This window comes from Vibrio sp. 14G-20 (genome assembly GCF_026241515.1).
Classification (GTDB): Bacteria; Pseudomonadota; Gammaproteobacteria; order Enterobacterales; family Vibrionaceae; genus Vibrio.
On record NZ_JAPHPW010000008.1, the window covers coordinates 1 to 22,012 of the forward strand.

General features: G+C 44.2%; 21 protein-coding genes, 1 riboswitch and 1 other annotated feature. Of the genes, 13 read left to right on the forward strand and 8 right to left on the reverse strand.

Annotated elements, in window-relative coordinates:
- Nucleotides 1-242: 242 nt before the first annotated feature.
- The 3 genes from purB to mnmA all read right to left on the reverse strand — a co-directional run bounded on the left by purB (nucleotide 243) and on the right by mnmA (nucleotide 3,554).
- Nucleotides 243-1,613, reverse strand: a complete 1,371-nt coding sequence (gene purB, locus OQJ75_RS08905; protein WP_265972612.1) for an adenylosuccinate lyase — start codon at nucleotides 1,611-1,613, stop codon at nucleotides 243-245.
- Between the two features lie 143 nt (nucleotides 1,614-1,756).
- Nucleotides 1,757-2,374, reverse strand: coding sequence for a high frequency lysogenization protein HflD (hflD, locus tag OQJ75_RS08910; RefSeq protein WP_009848813.1), 618 nt, complete (start codon nucleotides 2,372-2,374; stop codon nucleotides 1,757-1,759).
- Nucleotides 2,375-2,417: 43 nt separating this feature from the next.
- On the reverse strand, nucleotides 2,418-3,554 hold the full coding sequence (gene mnmA, locus OQJ75_RS08915; RefSeq protein ID WP_265972619.1) for a tRNA 2-thiouridine(34) synthase MnmA: 1,137 nt from the start codon (nucleotides 3,552-3,554) through the stop codon (nucleotides 2,418-2,420).
- A gap of 204 nt (nucleotides 3,555-3,758) precedes the next feature.
- Between mnmA and OQJ75_RS08920 the strand changes: the two genes are divergently transcribed.
- Both OQJ75_RS08920 and OQJ75_RS08925 read left to right on the forward strand, forming a co-directional pair.
- Complete coding sequence (locus tag OQJ75_RS08920) at nucleotides 3,759-4,028, forward strand: hypothetical protein (RefSeq protein ID WP_010439986.1); 270 nt, start codon at nucleotides 3,759-3,761, stop codon at nucleotides 4,026-4,028.
- 102 nt (nucleotides 4,029-4,130) lie between these two features.
- Entirely contained in the window at nucleotides 4,131-5,435 is a 1,305-nt protein-coding gene (locus tag OQJ75_RS08925; RefSeq protein WP_017631378.1) for an inosine/guanosine kinase, read from the forward strand.
- A 215-nt stretch (nucleotides 5,436-5,650) separates the two neighbouring features.
- Here OQJ75_RS08925 and OQJ75_RS08930 read toward each other — a convergent pair whose 3' ends face one another.
- A complete protein-coding gene (locus OQJ75_RS08930; protein ID WP_017060262.1) occupies nucleotides 5,651-6,061 on the reverse strand; it encodes an H-NS family nucleoid-associated regulatory protein in 411 nt (136 codons plus the stop codon).
- A 364-nt stretch (nucleotides 6,062-6,425) separates the two neighbouring features.
- A riboswitch (Lysine riboswitch) is annotated at nucleotides 6,426-6,603 on the forward strand.
- Between the two features lie 112 nt (nucleotides 6,604-6,715).
- Here OQJ75_RS08930 and OQJ75_RS08935 point away from each other — a divergent pair.
- From OQJ75_RS08935 to hisIE, 9 genes are all read left to right on the forward strand, one after another.
- Nucleotides 6,716-8,308: a Na+/H+ antiporter NhaC family protein gene (locus tag OQJ75_RS08935; protein ID WP_026084180.1), complete on the forward strand. Its 1,593-nt coding sequence runs from the start codon at nucleotides 6,716-6,718 to the stop codon at nucleotides 8,306-8,308.
- Nucleotides 8,309-8,498: 190 nt separating this feature from the next.
- Nucleotides 8,499-8,634 (forward strand) — a sequence feature (His leader region).
- A 53-nt stretch (nucleotides 8,635-8,687) separates the two neighbouring features.
- The gene (gene hisG / locus OQJ75_RS08940; protein WP_265972634.1) at nucleotides 8,688-9,584 is read left to right on the forward strand and encodes an ATP phosphoribosyltransferase; all 897 of its coding nucleotides are present in this window, start codon (nucleotides 8,688-8,690) and stop codon (nucleotides 9,582-9,584) included.
- Nucleotides 9,584-10,885: a histidinol dehydrogenase gene (hisD, locus tag OQJ75_RS08945; protein WP_265972636.1), complete on the forward strand. Its 1,302-nt coding sequence runs from the start codon at nucleotides 9,584-9,586 to the stop codon at nucleotides 10,883-10,885. Before hisG ends, hisD begins: the two co-directional genes overlap by 1 nt.
- A 9-nt stretch (nucleotides 10,886-10,894) precedes the next feature.
- On the forward strand, nucleotides 10,895-11,935 hold the full coding sequence (gene hisC / locus OQJ75_RS08950; RefSeq protein WP_265972637.1) for a histidinol-phosphate transaminase: 1,041 nt from the start codon (nucleotides 10,895-10,897) through the stop codon (nucleotides 11,933-11,935).
- Between the two features lie 132 nt (nucleotides 11,936-12,067).
- Nucleotides 12,068-13,156: a bifunctional histidinol-phosphatase/imidazoleglycerol-phosphate dehydratase HisB gene (gene hisB, locus OQJ75_RS08955; protein WP_176681632.1), complete on the forward strand. Its 1,089-nt coding sequence runs from the start codon at nucleotides 12,068-12,070 to the stop codon at nucleotides 13,154-13,156.
- A gap of 24 nt (nucleotides 13,157-13,180) precedes the next feature.
- A complete protein-coding gene (hisH, locus tag OQJ75_RS08960; RefSeq protein ID WP_017630681.1) occupies nucleotides 13,181-13,795 on the forward strand; it encodes an imidazole glycerol phosphate synthase subunit HisH in 615 nt (204 codons plus the stop codon).
- Between the two features lie 43 nt (nucleotides 13,796-13,838).
- Complete coding sequence (gene hisA, locus OQJ75_RS08965; RefSeq protein WP_017073339.1) at nucleotides 13,839-14,576, forward strand: 1-(5-phosphoribosyl)-5-[(5-phosphoribosylamino)methylideneamino]imidazole-4-carboxamide isomerase; 738 nt, start codon at nucleotides 13,839-13,841, stop codon at nucleotides 14,574-14,576.
- Nucleotides 14,558-15,331 carry an imidazole glycerol phosphate synthase subunit HisF gene (gene hisF / locus OQJ75_RS08970; protein WP_017630683.1) on the forward strand — a complete coding sequence of 258 codons (774 nt, stop codon included), beginning with the start codon at nucleotides 14,558-14,560 and terminating at the stop codon, nucleotides 15,329-15,331. Before hisA ends, hisF begins: the two co-directional genes overlap by 19 nt.
- Complete coding sequence (hisIE, locus tag OQJ75_RS08975) at nucleotides 15,328-15,978, forward strand: bifunctional phosphoribosyl-AMP cyclohydrolase/phosphoribosyl-ATP diphosphatase HisIE (protein ID WP_176681629.1); 651 nt, start codon at nucleotides 15,328-15,330, stop codon at nucleotides 15,976-15,978. Before hisF ends, hisIE begins: the two co-directional genes overlap by 4 nt.
- A gap of 183 nt (nucleotides 15,979-16,161) precedes the next feature.
- Here the strand turns inward: hisIE and OQJ75_RS08980 are convergent, their stop codons facing one another.
- From OQJ75_RS08980 to OQJ75_RS08995, 4 genes are all read right to left on the reverse strand, one after another.
- Entirely contained in the window at nucleotides 16,162-16,686 is a 525-nt protein-coding gene (locus OQJ75_RS08980; RefSeq protein ID WP_265972645.1) for a YchJ family protein, read from the reverse strand.
- Nucleotides 16,687-16,804: 118 nt separating this feature from the next.
- Entirely contained in the window at nucleotides 16,805-18,022 is a 1,218-nt protein-coding gene (locus tag OQJ75_RS08985) for an EAL and HDOD domain-containing protein (protein ID WP_265972647.1), read from the reverse strand.
- Between the two features lie 111 nt (nucleotides 18,023-18,133).
- On the reverse strand, nucleotides 18,134-18,880 hold the full coding sequence (gene lpxH / locus OQJ75_RS08990) for a UDP-2,3-diacylglucosamine diphosphatase (protein ID WP_122082428.1): 747 nt from the start codon (nucleotides 18,878-18,880) through the stop codon (nucleotides 18,134-18,136).
- Nucleotides 18,881-19,230: 350 nt separating this feature from the next.
- Nucleotides 19,231-19,725, reverse strand: a complete 495-nt coding sequence (locus tag OQJ75_RS08995) for a peptidylprolyl isomerase (RefSeq protein WP_017060275.1) — start codon at nucleotides 19,723-19,725, stop codon at nucleotides 19,231-19,233.
- A gap of 190 nt (nucleotides 19,726-19,915) precedes the next feature.
- On the opposite strand from OQJ75_RS08995, the gene cysS reads away from it, so the two are divergent.
- A complete protein-coding gene (gene cysS / locus OQJ75_RS09000) occupies nucleotides 19,916-21,301 on the forward strand; it encodes a cysteine--tRNA ligase (protein ID WP_265972651.1) in 1,386 nt (461 codons plus the stop codon).
- Between the two features lie 96 nt (nucleotides 21,302-21,397).
- Nucleotides 21,398-21,976: a thymidine kinase gene (locus OQJ75_RS09005; RefSeq protein ID WP_048658319.1), complete on the forward strand. Its 579-nt coding sequence runs from the start codon at nucleotides 21,398-21,400 to the stop codon at nucleotides 21,974-21,976.
- The last annotated feature ends 36 nt before the right edge of the window (nucleotides 21,977-22,012 follow it).

Genomic DNA, 22,012 nt, shown 5'->3' on the forward strand with positions numbered 1-22,012 from the left:
AACCAACTCCGTTATTACTCAATTGTAGTTGCAATAACGGGGCGGACCATACATTTTTGATCTTGGCGTTTAAGAATGTTTGTCTAATGTGATTTGCAGTATTTGAATGGGGGAGGTGAGTAGGAGAAGTCAGATTTGATTGACGACTGTTATTTTACTTAGGGACTAGTGTTCGAAACATTTGTTCTACCCAACAAAAAGGCTTCCACGTGGGAAGCCTTTGTTTATTCGTTTTTCGAATCTTACAGCTTGTCAGTCAGCTCGATTGCTTGACCGATGTAGTTCGCTGGTGTCATCTCTTTCAGGCGAACTTTCTCGTCTGCAGGGATTTCAAGACCGTCGATGAATGCACGCATGCCTTCGCCATCTACACGTTTACCACGAGTTAGCTCTTTTAGCTTCTCGTATGGCTTCTCGATGCCGTAACGTCGCATTACTGTTTGTACTGGTTCAGCCAATACTTCCCAGTTTTTGTCTAGCTCAGCAAGTAGCGCTTCACGGTTAACTTCAAGCTTGCTAATACCTTTCAGAGTCGAAGTGTATGCAATGATTGCGTAGCCAACACCAACACCTAGGTTACGAAGAACCGTAGAGTCAGTAAGGTCACGCTGCCAGCGAGAAACTGGAAGCTTTTGTGCAAGGTGGCTGAATACTGCGTTCGCTAGACCAAGGTTGCCTTCAGAGTTTTCGAAGTCAATTGGGTTAACTTTATGCGGCATTGTAGAAGAGCCGATTTCGCCAGCAATAGTCTTCTGCTTGAAGTGACCAAGAGCGATGTAGCCCCAAACGTCACGGTCGAAGTCTAGAAGAATCGTATTGAAACGAGCAACAGCGTCGAATAGCTCAGCGATGTAATCGTGAGGTTCGATTTGAGTTGTATACGGGTTCCAAGTTACGCCAAGAGATTCAGTGATGAACTCTTCGCTGAATTCGTGCCAGTTAACTTCTGGGTATGCCGAAAGGTGTGCGTTGTAGTTACCTACAGCACCGTTGATTTTCGCTAGGATCTCAACGTTTTCGATTTGCTTGTATTGACGTTCCATACGGTACGCAACGTTAGCCATCTCTTTACCCATAGTAGAAGGAGAAGCTGGCTGACCGTGTGTACGAGACAGTAATGGAATATCACGGTACTCGTTCGCAAGTGCTTTGATAGCATTAATTACGTTACGGATTTCTGGAAGAATTACTGTGTCACGAGCTTCTTTAAGCATAAGCGCGTGAGAGGTGTTGTTGATGTCTTCAGAAGTACATGCAAAGTGAATAAATTCGTTTACAGCGTGAAGTTCAGGAACGCCAGCAACTTTCTCTTTCAAGAAGTACTCAACCGCTTTAACGTCGTGGTTAGTCGTGCGCTCGATCTCTTTGATACGTAGAGCATCTTCTTCACTGAAGTTAGCAGCTAGTTCATCAAGAAACTGGTTAGCTTCTGCACTGAACGCTGGTACTTCTTTGATTGCATCTGTAGCTGCAAGCTTTTGTAACCAACGAACTTCAACGATAGAGCGGTACTTTAGTAGGCCAAACTCACTAAAGATGCTGCGTAATGCAACAGTCTTGCTTCCGTAACGGCCGTCTACTGGTGAAACAGCAGTCAATGCTGACAGTTCCATGGTGTTCTCCTGAATTGAATTTTCTAAATTTTGAGAGGTTTATACCAGTAACAATCTCAATTGTCACGCATATTGCGCAATCGTTTGCGTGATAATTGCATTGGTACAAAAAACAAGCTCGCGACGAGGCGCGAGCTAATAAATTACATGCGAGCTAGCAGGATTTGAGCCTGCTCGATCATTTTTTTGCGACCGAAGATAAGGTGGCGACGTTTGCCGCCAACTTGACGCCATAACACGGCGCTTCGAATTCCTGATAGCAGCAGAGCACGAACCTTGTGTTGGCTCGATGTCTGTTGAAGTACTGCTGGCGTACCAGAAACCTGAATACGAGGGCCAATAGGGCTCACTACATCTAAGTAGATGCTCGCAAGGTTGCTGATCATTTGCTCGTCAAACAGATCGAAGTGCTCAGTTTGACGCTCTGCAGTTTGAATACGATCGCCAAGCTGTGACATAGAGTCGTTGCGAGAAGATAGCTTACGCTCAAGCGCCATCAAGCTGATGATGTAACGAGTGATATCGCTACCTGCTGGAGTACTATCGATACCTTTTACTAAGCACTCAAGGCCAAGCTTTAGGTTCGCTTCACGTCCAAACACACCCACGGTATTCGCTGGGTTGGTATTTAAAATGGCACTGAGTGAAGCTTCGAAGGCATCTTTATCACAATGGCCGTCTTTCGCTACTTGTTGAACCAAAGCCACAGCTTGGCAAATTCCGGCGAAAGCAATAGTACGGTCATAAAGTGTATTAGCCACGTAGTAACTCCTAGTTGTCTTCTATCGTTTGTCGTTTGATTGATTAGATGCGCTTTTCGATGATACCACCACCAAGACATACTTCGCCTTGGTAGAACACTGCAGATTGACCTGGGGTCACCGCGATTTGTGGCTCATCAAAAATAACCTTAATGTTCTCATCATCAATTGGGATGATTGTACAAGGAATATCTGTTTGACGGTAACGTGTTTTTACCGTGCATGTCATAACTTCAGTAATTGGTGTGCGATTTACCCAATGAAGTTGAGATGCGATCAAACCTTCTGATTTCAAAAGAGGGTGGTCTTTACCTTGTACGGCGATAAGTACATTACGCTTAAGGTCTTTTTCACCAACAAACCATGGTTCTTCATTACCGCCGCCACCTTTAGTGCCGCCGATATGTAGGCCTTTACGTTGACCTAGTGTGTGGTACATCAAGCCTTGGTGTTGACCAATCACTTGGCCTTCTGGCGTCTCAATGTTACCTGGTTGTGCTGGTAGGTATTTGCCTAGGAACTCAGTGAATTTACGCTCACCAATAAAGCAGATACCTGTAGAGTCTTTTTTCTTCGCAGTGATCAAGTTTTGCTCTTCAGCAATGCGTCGCACTTCAGGCTTCTCTAGTTCACCAACAGGGAATAGGCTGCGTGCTACTTGATCTGAGCTTAACGTGTATAGGAAATAGCTCTGGTCTTTGTTGCTGTCTAGACCACGTAGCATTTCTGGTTTAACGCCAGCATCTAGCTCTTCTTGAGTTGGGAAAGTACGACGAACGTAGTGACCCATTGCGATGTAGTCTGCGTCTAGTACTTCATCAGCAAACTCTAAGAATGCTTTGAATTTGATTTCTTTGTTACAAAGGATATCTGGGTTAGGCGTACGGCCTGCTTTGTATTCTTCAAGGAAGTATTCAAAGACGTTGTCCCAGTATTCTGCAGCAAAGTTAATGGTGTGAAGGTGGATACCTAGTTTGTCACATACCGCTTGAGCATCAGCAAGATCTTCAGCTGCCGTGCAGTATTCTTCGTTATCGTCTTCTTCCCAGTTTTTCATGAAAAGGCCTTCTACCTGATAGCCTTGTTGCTGAAGAAGATACGCCGATACTGACGAATCTACACCGCCGGACATACCGACAATTACTTTCTTTTCGCTGTTTCCAGAGCTGATATCTGACATGTCTAAACACCGTTACTATTACTTGGTCGCAGATTCTAACAGAAAGAGAAACGCCGTGACAGATCCGAGACCGGAATCACAGTTTCATTTGCACAAATAGTGCGCTGACTTTGTTAGAGAATCGCATGAGAGCGAGGTGAGTCGCTAGGATGTCAGAAGTATATGTGGCATAGTCGCTCGAAATCCAAGACCTGAGATAAAAAAATGTCTGAACAAAATGAATTTATGCAAGAAGAAGAGCTGATCGAGATTATTGAAAATCAGCTTGAAGATGGCGAACCTGTAAAAGTAAAAGAGACGCTAATGCGTTTAATGATGACAGGCACTCCTCGTGAAGAGGCGATTGCTGCAATGGCATGTGCATTGGCTATTGAAGTATTTGACGTGATGAAAAACGGCGCTGAGTTTAATCAAAAGCGTTACGCTGAGCATTTGGGCATGCTGCCTGATTTAAGCTTTATGGAAGGCGAATAAAAAAATACCCTAGCAAACGTTTGCTATAGTTTGAAAGATTGCCGCGTTAAATATAGCGCGGTAGAATCCGCCACCTATTTCCCCTTGACTTAGACTAGCCCTATGAAATTCCCTGGACAACGTAAATCAAAGCACTATTTTCCGGTTCACGCACGTGATCCTCTAGTGAGCCAAGCTCAAAGCAGTAAAAGAATGTCACGCACTCATATTATCGGTATTGACCAAACTTTGGTGGATATTGAAGCAAAAGTGAGTTCTGAACTTATTGAGAAGTACGGTTTAAGTAAGGGACATTCACTGGTTATTGGTGACGAAGCCGCTGAATCTTTATATCAAGAATTAAAAGAACAGTGCCTGATTACCAATGAATACGCTGGTGGCACAATTGGTAATACATTACACAACTATTCAGTATTGGCGGATGACCGTTCAACACTATTAGGTGTAATGAGCCAAGATATTAAGATTGGTAGCTATGGTTACCGCTATTTATGTAATACATCAAGCAGAATGGATCTGAATCATTTACAAGGGGTAGATGGCGCAATTGGTCGCTGCTTTGCATTAATTACAGAAGACGGTGAACGTACTTTCGCAATTAGCGAAGGACAAATGAACCAACTAAAACCAGAAAGCATTCCTGAAAAGATCTTCAAAAGTGCTTCTGCTTTAGTATTAACCGCTTATTTAGTTCGTTGTAAGCCAGGCGATCCTATGCCTGAAGCAACAATGAAAGCGATCGAATACGCGAAGAAATATGATGTGCCAGTTGTTTTAACACTAGGTACTAAGTTCGTTATTCAAGACGATCCAGAGTTCTGGAAAGACTTCTTAGAGCAGCACGTAACGGTTGTTGCAATGAACGAAGACGAAGCGGAAGCCCTAACCGGTGAAAGCGATCCGCTGGCTGCTTCAGATAAAGCGCTAGAGTGGGTGGACTTAGTTCTATGTACGGCGGGCCCTGTTGGCCTATTCATGGCGGGTTACACGGAAGACGCAGCGAAGCGTGAAACATCACTGCCTCTACTTCCAGGTTCAATTGCTGAATTTAACCGTTTCGAATTTAGCCGTCCTGCACATAAAGAGTTATGTGAAAACCCAACTAAAGTGTATTCGCATATTGCGCCATACATGGGTGGTCCAGAAAAAATCAAAAATACTAACGGCGCAGGTGATGCTGCTTTATCGGCTTTATTACATGATATGGCTGCGAATAAGTACCACAAAGAAAACGTGCCAAACTCAAGTAAGCACCAACATTCATTTTTGACCTATTCTTCTTTCTCACAAGTTTGTAAATATTCAAACCGTGCTAGCTACGAAGTGTTAGTTCAACACTCTCCACGTTTATCTCGTGGTCTTCCTGAAAGAGAAGATAGCCTAGAAGAAGCGTACTGGGAAAGATAAGAGACTTTGTTTATCCGATGCGTACGAGTTTATCAAATGCGCATCTATGTTTATAAAGAACATTAAAGGGTAACAAAATATAAAAAAGGCTCCGAAAGGAGCCTTTTTTGTTTCTGAATATATTGAAGCCGTAAATAATACTTTGGTCGACTTAAATATTAATTCTATTGCTAAGTGTGTAATTGATTACCCACTCAGTAAACTGAACGCTTAACTTAGATAGCAAATTCTTCTAGAGATTTACCAGCATCTAGCTGTTCTTGGATAGCTGAAGGCGTACGGCCTTGACCTGTCCAAGTTTTCTCGTCGCCGTTTGCGTCTACATATTTGTATTTCGCTGGGCGAGGAGCGCGTTTAGCTTTAGTTGTTTTAGATTTTGCTTCGCCAGAAAGAGCTGCAATAAGATCTGCAACATCAATTCCATCTTTTGCAATTTGTTCAGCGATAGCAGAAAGCTTAGCTTCTTGTTCTGCTTTAGCTGCACGTTCTTCAGCTTCAGACTCTTGACGCTCTTGTACAACAATAGTTAGCTTGTCTAGCGCTTCTTCTAGTTGCTCAAGAGTTAATTCACGTGAGAATGCGCGAAGGCTACGGATATTTAATAGAGTTTTTGTTAATTCAGACATGATATTTTCCATCAAGGTAAACTAAATAATCATCCTAATAATAAACAGAGCTTAGGAATAAAACAAATAGTATTTCTTCTATTACATATTTAAATATAAAAGTGAGATGAATAGTTGAAATTTCAAAGGCACATTTCTATCGAATTTATAATAATTATTAAGATTATCTAAAAAACTGATATGTGACTGGTGGAGTAATTAACTTGTGTAGACTATTCTTCTATTGATTAGTTCATTAACAGAAAGCTATTTTTCTCGGAATGATATGTTGCATTGTTGCTCTTGATGAGTACAATTGCGGCTACCTGATGCGATGCTTTGGTTAATTTGTTGTTAAACTCTGGTTTACACGGTTAATAATGTTATCGCACGTAGAGGTGCAATTATAAAAAGTAACTTCCGTTGGGGTGATGCCAATGAACGGGAATGAAAGGTGTAATTGCCGAAGTAAATTGTATATCTAAGCAATTTGCTGGGGTTGTGCTCAATAGGTACAACACTGCCATAGTCTTAATTTTAAACTATGGAGCGCTACTGTAGGGTTGGGTGAAGTGTTCACTTCCCTTTCGCTTAGTTCAACATGAACTTGAACAGCCGTATCAAGTTTGTCTGCAGTAGATCTCTAGCCAAATAAAAAACTGGTTTTTGAAGATCATGAATTTAATAGATTTTGCAACATCGCCTTTATCTTTGCTTCCGCCCCTTGTGGCTTTAAGTCTTGCTATTGTTACCCGCCGTGTATTGGTTTCTTTGGGTGTCGGTATCATTATGGGTGCTATCTTACTTGCTGACTATTCAGTAGGTAACGCAGCGAGCTACGTGTTTACTAAAGCATCTGGTGTTTTCATCGAAGATGGTGGCATCAACACTTGGAACATGAGCATCATCGCATTCCTAATTATTCTTGGAATGACAACTGCACTATTAACACTGTCTGGCGGCACTCGTGCATTCGCTGAGTGGGCTCAGTCTCGCGTTAAAAGCAAACGTGGTTCCAAACTACTTGCTGCTTTCCTAGGTGTATTCATCTTTGTTGATGACTACTTCAACAGCTTAGCGGTAGGTGCTATCTCTCGCCCTGTAACAGACCGTTTCTACGTATCTCGCGCTAAGCTTGCTTATATTCTCGATTCTACTGCTGCTCCAATGTGTGTGATCATGCCGGCTTCTAGCTGGGGTGCTTACATCATTACTATTATTGGTGGCATCTTAGTAACACACGGTGTAACTGAATATTCAGCACTGGGTGCTTACGTTCGTCTTATTCCAATGAACTTCTACGCTGTATTCGCATTACTAATGGTGTTCGCAGTGGCATGGTTCGGTCTAGATGTTGGTAAGATGCGTGAGCATGAAATCGAAGCATCTCAAGGCCGTGGCTTTGAAGGCGACAACGACCAAAAGCAAGCTCACGATCTAAACGAAGAGCTAGATATCGAAGAGAGCGAAAACGGTTCAGTTTCTGATCTTGTTATGCCAATCGTATCGCTAATTGTAGCGACAGTGGCTGCAATGCTTTACACAGGCGGCCAAGCGCTGGCTGCTGATGGCCAAGCATTCAACCTTTTAGGTGCATTCGAAAACACGGATGTAGGTAAGTCTCTTGTTTACGGTGGTGTTATCGGCTTACTAGTAGCACTAGCGACAGTATTCAAGCAAAAGCTATCTATGGCTGATATCGCAAGAACAATGTGGATCGGTGCTAGCTCTATGTTTGGTGCGATTCTGATTCTTGTGTTTGCATGGACTATCGGTTCTGTAATCGGCGACATGAAAACGGGTTCTTACCTATCGTCTCTAGTAACAGGCAGCATTGATTACCACTGGCTACCGGTTATGTTGTTCCTTCTAGCGGGCGTTATGGCGTTCTCTACAGGTACATCTTGGGGTACATTCGGCATCATGCTACCAATCGCCGGTGATATGGCTGCAGCATCGGATATCGCACTGATTCTTCCTATGCTAAGTGCGGTTCTAGCGGGTGCAGTATTTGGTGACCATTGTTCTCCAATCTCAGATACGACGATTCTGTCTTCTACTGGTGCTCGTTGTAACCACATCGACCACGTATCGACTCAGCTTCCATACGCGTTGTCTGTAGCGTTCGTATCGTGCATTGGTTTCATCACTCTAGGTATGACATCTTCAATTGGCATCGCATTTGGCGCAGCGTCTCTAACGTTTGTTGCTGTATGTTTTGCATTGGCTTACTTCTCTCGCTGCAAAATGGCGACGTGCAAAAGCTAAAACTGAAAGTTAATCAGTAAACTATCAGGGAGGCGTTTGCCTCCCTTTTTTGTGCCTGTTAATTTAATTTTAAGTTTCGTGAAAAAAGTTCGAATAAATGGTTGAAAAAGGATGTCAGCTTAGTTAGTGTGGAGACAAGACAGCAAACAACCTAAGAGCTGATAAGTATGCGTAAATTAGTAATGAACATTCATCACCATCATCACCCTATCTAGTCTTTCGGGGAGATTTACGTATACCCGGGAGCAAGATTACTCCCGGAGGTTAAGTCAAAAGAATTTAGATTTAAACCCTCGGGATGACAAAGTCCCCGAGGGTTTTTTAGTTTTAGCGCTTTTAAATAATCAATAAATTCAAATATTTGCACAGGGATACAGCAATGCAGACACAACGCCTAAGAATCGCAATTCAAAAGAAAGGTCGCTTAAGTAAAGAGTGCCAAGACCTACTTAAAAAATGTGGTGTTAAATTTAACATCATGGGTGAGCGCCTAGTGGTTCACTCACTAAATATGCCAATCGACTTGTTATTAGTTCGTGATGACGACATCCCAGGTCTTATCATGGATGGTGTAGTTGACCTTGGTTTCATCGGTGAAAATGAGCTAGAAGAAGTTCGTCTAGACCGTGTTGCTCTTAAAGAGCCTTCAGAGTTCCACACACTACGTCGTTTAGACTTCGGTGGTTGCCGCCTTTCTATCGCTATCAACAAAGACGAAGAATACAACGGCCCACAAGACTTAGCGGGCAAACGTATTGCGACAACCTACCCACAACTACTTAAAGCCTACATGGACGAGCAGGGTGTTGAATTCAGCACTTGTATGCTAACGGGTTCGGTTGAAGTAGCGCCTCGTGCTGGCCTTGCAGACGCTATCGCTGATTTAGTTTCGACAGGTGCAACGCTAGAAGCTAACGGCCTAAAAGAAGCAGAAGCTATCTTCCAATCGAAAGCAACACTGATTCAACGTGTTGGTGACTTCGACGCAGATAAAACCGCACTGATTGAAAAACTACTGACTCGTATGCAGGGTGTCCAACAAGCGAAAGAGTCGAAGTACATCATGCTTCACGCGCCAACCTCTCAACTAGAGCAAATCAAAGCACTACTGCCTGGTGCTGAAGATCCAACGGTGCTTCCACTATCGACAGACAAAGACAAAGTTGCCGTTCACCTAGTAAGTACAGAGAACTTGTTCTGGGAAACAATGGAACAGCTTAAAGAGTTGGGTGCAAGCTCGATTCTAGTATTACCAATCGAAAAAATGATGGGGTAGTGACGATGAGAACCGTTGTTTGGCAATCTTTAAGTGAATCACAGCAAGACTCGGTATTAGAGCGTCCAGCTATTACTGAAGGTGCAAACATCACAGCGACTGTTTCTGATGTTATTGCAAAAGTACGAAATGAAGGCGATGCCGCGCTTAAAGAGCTGACTGCAAAGTTTGATGGTGTAACTCCAGAATCGATTCGAGTCAGTTCAAATGAAATCGAAGAGGCGTGTGCTCGTCTAACACCAGAGATGAAGCAAGCGCTTGAGCAAGCTTATCGTAATATCGCTAAGTTCCATGAAGCTCAAAAACCTCAATCAATTAAGGTTGAAACTCAACCAGGTGTGGTTTGTGAGCAAGTGACTCGCGCTATTAATACGGTGGGTTTGTACATCCCTGGCGGCAGCGCACCACTTCCATCAACGGTTCTTATGTTGGGTGTTCCTGCTCAGATTGCTGGTTGTCGCAAGGTTGTGCTTTGTTCGCCTCCGCCAATTGCCGATGAAATCTTGTATGTCGCTAAGCTTTGTAAAATCGATGAGGTTTACAATGTAGGCGGTGGTCAAGCGGTTGCAGCAATGGCTTACGGTACAGAGAGTGTTGCGAAGGTCGATAAAATCTTTGGCCCAGGTAACGCTTACGTAACGGAAGCTAAACGCCAAGTAAGTAACGATTTCCGCGGCGCGGCGATTGATATGCCTGCTGGCCCGTCTGAAGTGTTGGTGATTGCTGATGAAACCGCAGACGCGGATTTCATTGCGGCAGACTTACTAAGCCAAGCCGAGCACGGTCCTGATTCACAAGTGGTATTGGTAACACCATCTCCAATTGTGGCAGACCAAGTAACCGAAGCCGTGCAAAAGCAGTTGAAAGAGTTGTCTCGCGCTACGATTGCTCAGCAAGCATTAGCATCAAGCCTAATTATCATTGCAGAATCGATCACTCAAGCAATTGCGATTTCGAATTTCTACGGTCCTGAACACTTGATTGTTCAAACCAAGAACCCACGCGAACTGCTGCCATTGCTAGATAATGCGGGTTCAATCTTCCTCGGTGACTGGTCTCCGGAATCTGCAGGTGATTATGCGTCTGGTACAAACCACGTATTACCGACTTACGGTTACACGAAGACGTATTCAAGCCTAGGTTTGGCTGACTTCTCTAAGCGCATGACGGTACAAGAGCTAACAGCCGATGGTTTGAAAGGCCTAGCGCCGACTGTAGTAACAATGGCAGAAGCCGAAGGCTTGGATGCACACAAACGCGCTGTGACTATCCGAGTTGAAAAGTTAAATAAAGCGAAATAAGGGTAGGGCATGGAAAAGTTAGCAAGAAAACAAGTTCAGGCTCTAACACCTTACTTGTCTGCAAGACGCATTGGTGGCACGGGCGATGTATGGCTAAACGCCAACGAATCTCCGTTTGATAACGAGTACAACTTAAACCTGTCTCGTCTTAATCGCTACAGCGAATGTCAGCCTAAAGAGTTGATTGACGCTTACGCACAATATGCAGGTGTGAAACCAGAGCAAACACTGACGACTCGTGGTGCTGATGAAGGTATCGAGTTATTGATTCGTGCTTTCTGTGAGCCGAACGAAGACGCTATTCTTTACTGCCCACCTACTTACGGTATGTACGCTATCAGTGCAGAGACGATCGGTGTTGAGCGTAAAGTTGTGCCTCTAACTTCTGAATGGCAACTGGATCTTCCTGCGATTGAAGCGCAACTAGACAACGTGAAAGTGGTGTTTGTTTGTAGCCCAAATAACCCAACTGGTAATTTGGTTAATCGTAAAGACATCATCAAGTTGCTTGAGATGACTCAAGACAAAGCGATTGTGGTGATGGATGAAGCGTACATCGATTTCTGCCCTGAAGCATCAACTGTTGATTTGCTTGCACAGTACCCGAATCTAGCGATTCTTCGTACCTTGTCTAAAGCTTTTGCATTAGCCGGTTTACGCTGTGGCTTTACGCTAGCGAACCAAGAGCTTATCGATGTATTGTTGAAAGTGATTGCACCATACCCAGTGCCAATCCCTGTGGCTGATATCGCCGTTCAAGCACTTTCAGAACAAGGCCTTGCGAGAGCTAAGTTTCAGGTTCTGGATTTAAGTGCTAACCGTGCTTATCTACAAGCCGGTTTATTGGGCTTGCCTCAAGTGACGGTTTTTGATGGTTGGGGTAACTACCTATTGGTTAAATTCCCTAACGGTGACGAGTTATTTAAAGCGGCATGGGACAGTGGCATTATTTTACGTAACTCGCCAATCGAAGACTGTGTTCGCATTAGTATTGGTAACCGCGAAGAGTGCGAAAAGACACTTGGATTCATTCGTAACTTTTTTCAGTAACGAAAGGCTTACCAGTAATAACATTTGTCAGTCTTGAGTTGATTAATCGTAGGCTGACAAATGAAACCAATATTTTGGGTTAGCGTTTGATTTTAGCTAGGCCACCAGATTTAAAATTAAAAGGAAGTTCAAGTGAGTAAACAACAGAAAATACTTTTTATAGACCGCGATGGCACCTTAATTGTTGAGCCGCCAGTCGACTTTCAAGTAGACCGTTTAGACAAGCTAAAATTTGAACCGCTAGTGATTCCTAGCTTACTTGCACTGCAAGATGCTGGCTACCGTCTAGTAATGGTAACTAACCAAGACGGCCTAGGTACCGACAGCTACCCACAAGAAGATTTTGATGCGCCACACAATATGATGATGGAGTTCTTCGAATCTCAAGGCGTTAAGTTTGATGACGTGCTTATTTGTCCTCACTTTGACGAAGACAACTGTTCTTGCCGTAAGCCTAAACTAGGCATGGTTAAAGAATATCTACAGGGCGGCAAAGTCGACTTCCAACACTCTGTTGTAATTGGCGATCGAGTAACTGACCTGCAACTAGCCGAGAACATGGCAATCCGCGGTATTCAATATGGCCCGGATGCAGAAACGGAAGGCACGCTTAACTGGCCACAAATCGTTAAAGATCTGACGGTTAACGCTCGTGTTGCTGAAGTGGTTCGTACCACCAAGGAAACCGACATTAAGGTAGCCGTAAACCTTGATGAAACCGGCGGTAATAAGATCGATACAGGTATGGGTTTCTTCGACCACATGCTTGATCAAATCGCGACACACGGTGGTTTCCAAATGAATCTAACTGTGAAAGGCGACCTACACATTGATGATCACCACACAGTAGAAGATACAGCACTTGCTTTAGGTCAAGCTCTGAAAGATGCGCTAGGCGACAAACGCGGTATTGGCCGTTTTGGTTTTAGCCTGCCAATGGATGAGTGTTTGGCTCAGTGTGCGTTAGACCTTTCTGGTCGACCATACCTGAAGTTCGATGCGAAATTCAGCCGTGAGCAAGTGGGTGATCTTTCAACCGAGATGGTGGTTCACTTCTTCCGCTCTCTAACTGATACACTGGCTTGTACGCTACACCTTTCTTCTGATGGCAATAATGATCACCACATCATTGAGAGCCTGTTTAAAGCGTTTGGCCGTACTCTTCGCCAAGCAATCAAAGTTGAAGGTAATGAGTTACCAAGCAGCAAAGGCGTCTTGTAAGGCTAACGTTAGCAGGGAAAAACAATGAAAGATCAAAAAGTCGTCATTATTGATACTGGGTGTGCCAACGTTTCTTCGGTGAAATTTGCCATCGAACGTTTGGGTTACGCAGTTGAGATTTCAAAAGAACCAGAAGTCGTCCTTGCCGCTGATAAGCTTTTCCTACCGGGGGTAGGTACAGCAAGTGAGGCAATGAAGAACCTACAAGAGCGCGACCTTGTCTCTCTTGTGAAGAAAGTAGAGAAGCCTCTGCTGGGTATTTGTTTAGGTATGCAGCTGTTAGGCAAACTGTCTCAAGAGAAAGGCCAAAAGGCTGATGAGCTAGTTGAATGTCTAGGCTTGTGTGATGGTGAAGTGCGTTTACTTGAAACGGGCGATTTACCCCTACCACACATGGGTTGGAACACAGTAACCTCGACACCTAATCACCCTTTGTTTAAAGACATTGAAGAAGGCGAGTATTTCTACTTCGTTCACAGCTTCGCAATGCCAGTGGGTGACTACACAATCGCACAATGTGATTACGGTAATCCGTTCACAGCGGCAGTGCAAAGTGGCAACTATTATGGTGTTCAGTTCCACCCAGAGCGTTCTTCAAAAGCCGGCTCTAAGCTGATTCAGAACTTCTTGGAATTGTAATAAGGATTAGGCAGCGGCTAACGTTGCCATATAAGGAATGTAAATGATTATTCCCGCATTAGATTTAATTGAAGGCCAAGTAGTTCGCTTATTCCAAGGTGATTACGGGCAAGTAACAGAATATAAAGTAGACCCTGCAGAGCAGTTTAACCTGTATCACCAAGCTGGCGCAGGTTGGCTTCACCTTGTTGACTTAACGGGTGCAAAAGACACAACTGCTCGTCAACTTGACCTAATCGCAAAGCTACTAGCTAGTACACCTGCCAATATTCAAATTGGCGGTGGTGTGCGTAATGAGCAAGATGTGGTCGACCTACTTGAAGCTGGCGCGCAGCGCGTTGTTGTAGGCTCAACGGCGGTTAAGCAACCTGAACTTGTTAAAGGTTGGATGGAAAAATACGGCGCTGAGAAAATTGTACTGGCTCTGGACATCAACATCGACGAAAACGGCACACGTAAAGTGGCGATTTCAGGTTGGCAAGAAGATTCAGGCGTGACGATTGAAGCGCTGATTGAAGACTACCTAACAGTGGGTCTTAAACACGTTCTATGTACCGACATTTCACGTGATGGCACGCTAGAAGGATCAAACGTAGAGCTTTACGTTGATCTTTGTAAGCAGTACCCACAGGTTCAATTCCAATCATCGGGCGGCATCGGCAGCCTTGCGGATATCGAAGCTCTAAAAGGCAGCGGTGTGGCTGGTGTGATTGTTGGTCGCGCGTTACTTGATGGCAAGTTTACCGCAGAGGAGGCATTTGCATGTTGGCAAAGCGAATAATCCCTTGTTTGGATGTCCGTGACGGACAAGTGGTAAAGGGCGTTCAGTTCCGTAACCACGAAATCATTGGCGATATCGTTCCGTTAGCACAGCGCTACGCGGAAGAGGGCGCTGATGAATTGGTATTTTACGATATCACGGCATCGAGCGATGGCCGTGTCGTCGACAAGAGCTGGGTCAAGCGTGTCGCAGAAGTGATTGATATTCCTTTCTGTGTCGCTGGTGGCATTAAATCAGCAGAAGATGCAGCGCGCATTCTTGAGTTTGGTGCGGATAAAGTATCGATCAACTCGCCTGCACTGGCTAACCCTCAATTGATCACTGACCTTGCTGATAAATTCGGCGTTCAGTGTATCGTTGTTGGTATCGACTCATACTTCGACAAAGAGACAGGCAAGTATCAGGTTTACCAATTTACTGGTGATGAAGCGCGTACTAAAGCGACCAAATGGGAAACCAAAGATTGGGTGCAGGAAGTACAGAAGCGTGGCGCCGGTGAGATTGTATTAAACATGATGAACCAAGATGGCGTTCGTAACGGCTACGATATCGAGCAACTCAACATGGTTCGCGAAGTGTGTAACGTGCCTTTGATTGCCTCTGGTGGCGCAGGCGCGATGGAGCACTTTGCTGAAGCCTACAAAAAGACCAACGTGGACGGAGCACTAGCGGCTTCGGTATTTCACAAACAAGTCATCAATATTGGTGAACTTAAACAGTATTTAAAACAACAAGATGTAGAGGTGCGACTATGAGTTTTGAAACCGCAAGCTTATCAAAAGCAGCAGTAGGCGCATTATCAGAGCGTATTAACTGGGAAAAAGTAGATGGTTTAGTGCCAGCTATTGTTCAAGATTACCAATCGAGCCAAGTGTTGATGATGGGATACATGAATCCTGCAGCACTTGAGAAAACCGGCGAAACGGGTCAAGTAACTTTTTTCTCGCGTACTAAAGAGCGTTTGTGGACGAAAGGTGAGACCTCAGGCAATGTTCTGCGACTGGTGAACATGTCACTTGATTGTGACAATGACACCTTGTTGGTAAAAGTGAACCCAATTGGTCCAACGTGCCACTTGGGTAACACCACATGTTGGGATGTTGATCCGCAAGAAGAGACCCAGATGGTGTGGCTTCATCAACTTGAGCAGCTACTGGCTGCCCGCAAGGACGCAGATCCTGAGTCTTCTTATACTGCCAGTCTATATGCCCGTGGCACCAAGCGTATTTCGCAAAAAGTGGGCGAAGAAGGCGTTGAAGTCGCGCTTGCGGCGACGTCGGGCGATAAGGCGGAGTTAGTGTGTGAATCAGCAGATTTGATTTACCACTTAATGGTTCTTCTTCAAGACCAAGGCCTATCGATGAACGACGTAGTGAATAAACTTAAAGAGCGTCACAAGTAATCTCTCTTTAAATTCATTGAACCACGTAAAAGATAGATAAAAGCCCCGTAAACAAGAATGTTTACGGGGCTTTTAAATTATCTAATATATTAATCTACTTAAAAAGTACTGAGCCCCGTCATTCCGAGGAGCCTAAGCGACGTCAGGAATCTCTTTAGCACTCAGCTCTCTTAAGTGTCAGTATTACCCGCAACATTTTTTATACTTCTTACCACTACCACAAATACACGGGTCATTGCGGCCTATCTTGAAGCTCTCTACGGTTTGGTTTAGGCGAGGGTCAATCTCTGGCTCTGTTAGCTCTTCATGTTTGTTTTCTTGCTCTGGGAACTCACCATCGATATAGAACCAAAGGCCATCTTCACGAACGAAACGCGAGCGCTCTTGCATGCAGTATTGTGCGCCGTCTTCATTGAAGTAGGCTTTAAACTCGACAAAGCCTTCGTTTTCGTGTGAGCCAGCTGCGGTATCAATGACTTCTAAGCCCGCCCAGTCACTATCGATAGATTCTGCAATACCTTCTCTTTGAGCTTCTGCATTACAGCTAGGGTGGTAAGTCGCAATAACATAATCAACTAACCCCAACACGTGCGCTGAATAACGTGAGCGCATCAATTGCTCAGGTGTTTCAACTGAACTGTGATTCAGGTGCGCTGATTCGCAGCATTGTTGGTAAGTATTTTTGCTACCGCACGGGCATAAAGACATAGTCAAATCCTGTAAAAATGGCCTCTATTAAGAGGCCATAAATGAATGCGTTGGAGTTTACCAAGAAACGATCGCTCACCAAAGCTTAGTTTCTATTGAAGCGGTTATGAGAAGTGAATTATCTCAATGCTGGTGACAGCAGCTCTTGTGCCCAAGTTGTTGCTTCATCGTAAGCTTGGCCTAGTTGCGCCTCGCTGAGCTTGAGAAGCTTACGAATGCGCGTTGCTTCATCCCATCGAGCTTGCTCATAAGCAATAACCATAGCCAAAATTGCACCTAACACGCCCTTGCGTTGGATAAGGGCCTGTTTTATCTCGTCGTCGATTGGCACTGAGTCCAATACTTGCTTCAACGGTTGGTCAAACAGTGAATCCAGTAGCGAGAACATACCCGTCAAAAAGGCTTGTCCGGGCTCAACTTTCACATTCATCTTCTCGACTAATAGCTCACATTGACGCGCGCGTAATACCGCTAAACCGTAGAGTGAATCTGGCTTATCTTCTTTCGCCGATGCGATCGCTACAAGTGAAACGAACTTACGCAGCTTTTGCTCGCCTAGGTAAATAAGCGCTTGGCGGAATGAACGAATGGTCGTTGCCGATCCGCCTGCCGAGTTCACGTAAGCGAGTAACTTATAAGACAAGGTCACATCAAGAGTGATCAAACGTTCTACTTCACTAAAGTCGATGGGATCGTTAGCGATCTCTTTCAACAGTTGAACAATGGTCAAAAAAGCAGGGTTGAGCGCACGAGTTTGAATCATTTCTGGCTTACTAAAGAAGTAGCCTTGGAAGTAGGAGAAGCCAGCTTGGTTCGCTTCTTGATACTCGTCGTAAGTCTCCACCTTTTCTGCAAGGAACTTGATATCTAACCCTTTGAGAGAGTTCATGAACATCGAAGCTTTTGCAATAGAGATCAAACGGATATCAAATTTGATAATAGAGACGTAAGGCAAGAAACGCTTCCACGCTTTGCTTGGCACAAAGTCATCCAATGCGATGGTATAACCCGCATCGTAGATAGCTTTAATGGCTTCAAGTAGCTCGTCTGTTGGTTCGCAGTCTTCAAGAACCTCGACTACGAGGCTCTCTTTTGGAAATAGGGTAGGGACCAAGTTAATCAGGCTTGCATAAGGAAAGTTCACGAACCCCAACTTATCACCCAGCGTATTATAGTGAGTTGATAAAAAGTGGTCTGAAAGCAAACGGCTAGTAGCGAGCTCCGGTTCTACTTCAGGGAAAGTGTTCTTAGGACCATCCCTGAATAGCAACTCGTAACCTATGGTTTTCTTATCTGTATCGAGTATTGGTTGACGCGCTACGTATGAATATTTCAACTTGGTACTGTGTTCGGTTTATTTCTGATAGAGAGATAATAGCTAATTCAGTGGAAATTACCATACACAATCTAAGAAAGTCTGACCGACAATAATAATCAAAGTGAAAGTTTAAGACTGATGTTGAAAGCTATTGCTAAACTCTCGATTCTGTAGTTCAAAACTTTGCGGAGTGAACACCAGCACTGAGCCTTGCGTATACCAATCGCCAAGTACGATACGGGTTTTAGTGCAATTGTTAGCATTAAAAGTGTGAATGTCAGGACGATGAGTATGGCCGTGGATCATTAGATCAACGTTGTTTCGTTCCATCACATCTTCGACTTCTTGTTGTGTCACATCCATGATATCGAGAGACTTAGTTTGCTTGTCATCTTTGATATCAGATTGAACCTTCGAGACGATCTTCTTCTTGATGAAAAATGGAATTCTGTTGAAGACCCATTGCAGCCACGGTTGATGCACTTTTTCGCGGAAAGCGAGGTATTTTACATCTTCGGTGCATAGGGTATCACCATGCAACACAACCGCTTTTTGCCCGTAGATATCGATAGTCGATACTTCGTCTAGCAGTTTCACGCCGGTTTGCTTGGCAAATTTTTTGCCGACAAGGAAATCACGGTTACCTTGAGTGAAGTAGCAAGGTACGCCTGTTTTCACCAAATCAATAAATGCTTGGCGAATAGAAGTCGCGAACTCACTTTTGTCGTCGTCACCAATCCAGAATTCGAAAAGGTCACCCAATACGTAGAGTGCATCCGCTTCTACTGCTTCATTCTTCATGAAGGTTAGGAAGCAATCAGTGATGTCTTGTCGTGACGGAGCAAGGTGAAGATCTGATATAAAATATGTTTTCATAGGTCTAAAAAAAGGGAGCGATTCGCTCCCTATATCCTGATTTTATCGGCTCATCAATTATTAATACTAGGGCGTGTTGACCTTTGGCGGTTAAATTTTGTTCGAGATAAAAACGTTTTAATCGAGGCGAGGGATAGGAAGCCTAGTCATTCTAAGCAAATTTCCCTCAACAAAGAGTAAAACGCTTTTAACCGAACCCTTTGGGCAGCGTTTGCTGGTTATTTCTACTGCGTTATCGGCTTCTTATGTAGGCTAGCTACACATCAAAGCCTCTGCCTTGTATAAATCCCCAGCAACTCGCTGCAAAAATCAGCTCAAAAGGTCAATACGCCCTAACCGAAAGCAAGTAATTAAGCTTCGATTGTAGTACCAGTGATGATCACTTCTTCTAGAGGTACATCTTGGTGCATACCCATAGAACCAGTGCTAACACCTTTGATCTTGTTTACGATGTCCATGCCTTCAACAACTTCTGCGAATACACAGTAGCCCCAACCGTCTAGGCTTTCGCTACGGAAGTTTAGGAAAGAGTTGTCGTTCACGTTGATGAAGAACTGAGAGCTAGCTGAATGCGGTTCCATAGTACGAGCCATTGCTAGCGTACCAACTTTGTTCGCTAGACCGTTGTTTGCTTCGTTCTTGATAGTTGCACGAGTTGCCTTTTCTTTAAGGCCAGAAGTCATGCCGCCGCCTTGAATCATGAAACCATCGATAACACGGTGGAATAGTGTGTTGTCGTAGAAACCGTCACGGCAATACTGTAGGAAGTTTGCGCTTGTTTCTGGTGCTTTTTCTTCGTTTAGTTGAACTTTGATGTCACCAAAATTTGTGTGAAGGATGATCATGATTGTTACCTTACTGTCTTTTTAATATGAAGTTCGAATTCTAGCGCATGTTGGCAGACTTTCAAATCATCAAATCATTCACTTAACTCAGATGTTTAAAGTAATTCGTGCTTTTGGGGATTACCTATTAAGGTATGACTTGTTATACTGCGAGCTTATTTTTGATTAATCCATAAAATAGATAGAGATCATGCTGAAGATATATAACACGCTCACAAGACAGAAAGAGGAATTCAAACCAATTACAGCTGGCAAAGTCGGCATGTATGTCTGTGGGGTAACCATATACGATCTCTGTCACATCGGTCATGGTCGTACGTTCGTTTCTTTCGACGTAGTAACTCGCTACCTTCGTTACCTTGGTTACGATTTGAACTTCGTTCGTAACATCACAGATATCGATGACAAAATCATCAAGCGTGCTAACGAAAACGGCGAGTCTTGTGACTCTCTGACTGAGCGTCTAATCGGCGAAATGCACGCTGATTTCGATGCATTGAACATGAAGCGTCCAGACGTTGAACCTCGTGCAACGGAATTCATCACTGAAATCATCGAACTTGTTGAAAAGCTGATTGAACGCGGCTATGCATATGTTGCAAGTAACGGCGACGTAATGTTCGAAGTTAAGAAGTTCAAAGAATACGGTAAGCTTTCTAAGCAAGACCTTGACCAGCTTCAAGCTGGCGCTCGTGTTGACGTAGACTCTGCAAAACGTAGCCCACTAGATTTCGTAGTTTGGAAGATGTCTAAGCCAGGTGAACCAACATGGGAATCTCCATGGGGCCCAGGTCGTCCAGGCTGGCACATTGAATGTTCAGCAATGAACTCGTCTATTCTAGGTAACCACTTCGATATCCACGGTGGCGGCTCAGATCTACAATTCCCACACCATGAGAACGAAATCGCGCAATCTTGCTGTGCACATGGCACTGACTATGTAAACACATGGATGCACAGTGGCATGGTGATGGTAGACAGAGAAAAAATGTCTAAGTCACTAGGTAACTTCTTCACTATCCGTGATGTGCTAGCACACTACGATGCTGAAACAGTGCGCTACTTCCTAATGTCTGGTCACTACCGTAGTCAACTGAACTACAGTGAAGACAACTTAAACCAAGCTCGCGCATCACTAGAGCGTCTATACACGTCACTTCGTGGCCTAGACCTTACCGCAGCTCCTGCTGGTGGCGAAGAGTACGTAACTCGCTTCTCTACTGCGATGAATGACGACTTCAATACGCCTGAAGCTTACTCAGTGCTGTTTGAAATGGCGCGTGAAATCAACCGTATCAAGCCAGAGAGCATTGAAAAAGCAAGCGGACTTGGTGCATTGATGCGTGAACTAGCAGACATCATCGGTATTCTTCACCAAGAACCAGAAGCCTTCCTACAAGGTGATGCGGCTGGTAACGATGACGAAGTGGCTGAAATCGAAGCGTTGATCAAACTGCGTAACGACTCTCGTGCTTCTAAGGATTGGGCAAATGCCGACCTTGCACGTGACAAGCTCAACGAGTTGGGCATCGTTCTAGAAGATGGCCCAGAAGGCACGACTTGGCGTCGTAAGTAAATCTTATAAAAAGGGCTGATTTTCAGCCCTTTTTTCTAGCAAAAATTCTCTAATTTCACCTTTTCATATTCAATTTTATTTAACAGGAATATTTCTGTGGCTCAGATGTATTTTTACTACTCGGCAATGAATGCGGGTAAATCAACAACGCTTCTTCAATCGTCTTTCAACTACCAAGAACGCGGTATGACGCCAGTGATCTTCACGGCTGCATTGGATGATCGCTATGGTATCGGTAAAGTAAGCTCTCGAATTGGTCTGCAATCTGAAGCGCAACTATTTAAAAATGACACCAACATGTTTGATGCGATCAAAAAGCTAAACGACGAAGAGAAGCGTCATTGTGTTTTGATTGATGAGTGTCAGTTCTTATCGAAAGAGCAAGTTTACCAACTAACAGAAGTAGTGGATAAGCTGCATATCCCTGTACTGTGTTACGGTTTACGTACTGACTTCTTGGGTGAACTGTTTGAAGGCAGCCGTTACTTGTTGTCTTGGGCAGACAAACTTGTAGAACTTAAAACGATTTGTCATTGCGGTCGTAAAGCGAACATGGTGATTCGCACTGACGAGCACGGTGTTGCGATTGCTGAAGGTGACCAAGTTGCCATTGGTGGTAACGACAAATATGTGTCTGTTTGTCGCTTACACTATAAAGAAGCGCTTGGTAAATAAAGGCTTCTTAATACTTCGGCAATAGCTGGAATGCAA

Bases quoted from the DNA above. Each gene is read 5' to 3' on its own strand.
- hisIE (WP_176681629.1), top strand. From the start codon at position 15,328: ATGAGTTTTGAAACCGCAAGCTTATCAAAAGCAGCAGTAGGCGCATTA.
- hisF (WP_017630683.1), top strand. From the start codon at position 14,558: ATGTTGGCAAAGCGAATAATCCCTTGTTTGGATGTCCGTGACGGACAA.
- purB (WP_265972612.1), bottom strand. From the start codon at position 1,613: ATGGAACTGTCAGCATTGACTGCTGTTTCACCAGTAGACGGCCGTTAC.
- cysS (WP_265972651.1), top strand. From the start codon at position 19,916: ATGCTGAAGATATATAACACGCTCACAAGACAGAAAGAGGAATTCAAA.
- hisC (WP_265972637.1), top strand. From the start codon at position 10,895: ATGGAAAAGTTAGCAAGAAAACAAGTTCAGGCTCTAACACCTTACTTG.
- OQJ75_RS08920 (WP_010439986.1), top strand. From the start codon at position 3,759: ATGTCTGAACAAAATGAATTTATGCAAGAAGAAGAGCTGATCGAGATT.
- lpxH (WP_122082428.1), bottom strand. From the start codon at position 18,880: ATGAAAACATATTTTATATCAGATCTTCACCTTGCTCCGTCACGACAA.
- hisG (WP_265972634.1), top strand. From the start codon at position 8,688: ATGCAGACACAACGCCTAAGAATCGCAATTCAAAAGAAAGGTCGCTTA.
- OQJ75_RS08930 (WP_017060262.1), bottom strand. From the start codon at position 6,061: ATGTCTGAATTAACAAAAACTCTATTAAATATCCGTAGCCTTCGCGCA.
- OQJ75_RS08980 (WP_265972645.1), bottom strand. From the start codon at position 16,686: ATGTCTTTATGCCCGTGCGGTAGCAAAAATACTTACCAACAATGCTGC.
- OQJ75_RS08995 (WP_017060275.1), bottom strand. From the start codon at position 19,725: ATGATCATCCTTCACACAAATTTTGGTGACATCAAAGTTCAACTAAAC.
- OQJ75_RS08925 (WP_017631378.1), top strand. From the start codon at position 4,131: ATGAAATTCCCTGGACAACGTAAATCAAAGCACTATTTTCCGGTTCAC.
- OQJ75_RS08935 (WP_026084180.1), top strand. From the start codon at position 6,716: ATGAATTTAATAGATTTTGCAACATCGCCTTTATCTTTGCTTCCGCCC.
- hisH (WP_017630681.1), top strand. From the start codon at position 13,181: ATGAAAGATCAAAAAGTCGTCATTATTGATACTGGGTGTGCCAACGTT.
- mnmA (WP_265972619.1), bottom strand. From the start codon at position 3,554: ATGTCAGATATCAGCTCTGGAAACAGCGAAAAGAAAGTAATTGTCGGT.
- hisA (WP_017073339.1), top strand. From the start codon at position 13,839: ATGATTATTCCCGCATTAGATTTAATTGAAGGCCAAGTAGTTCGCTTA.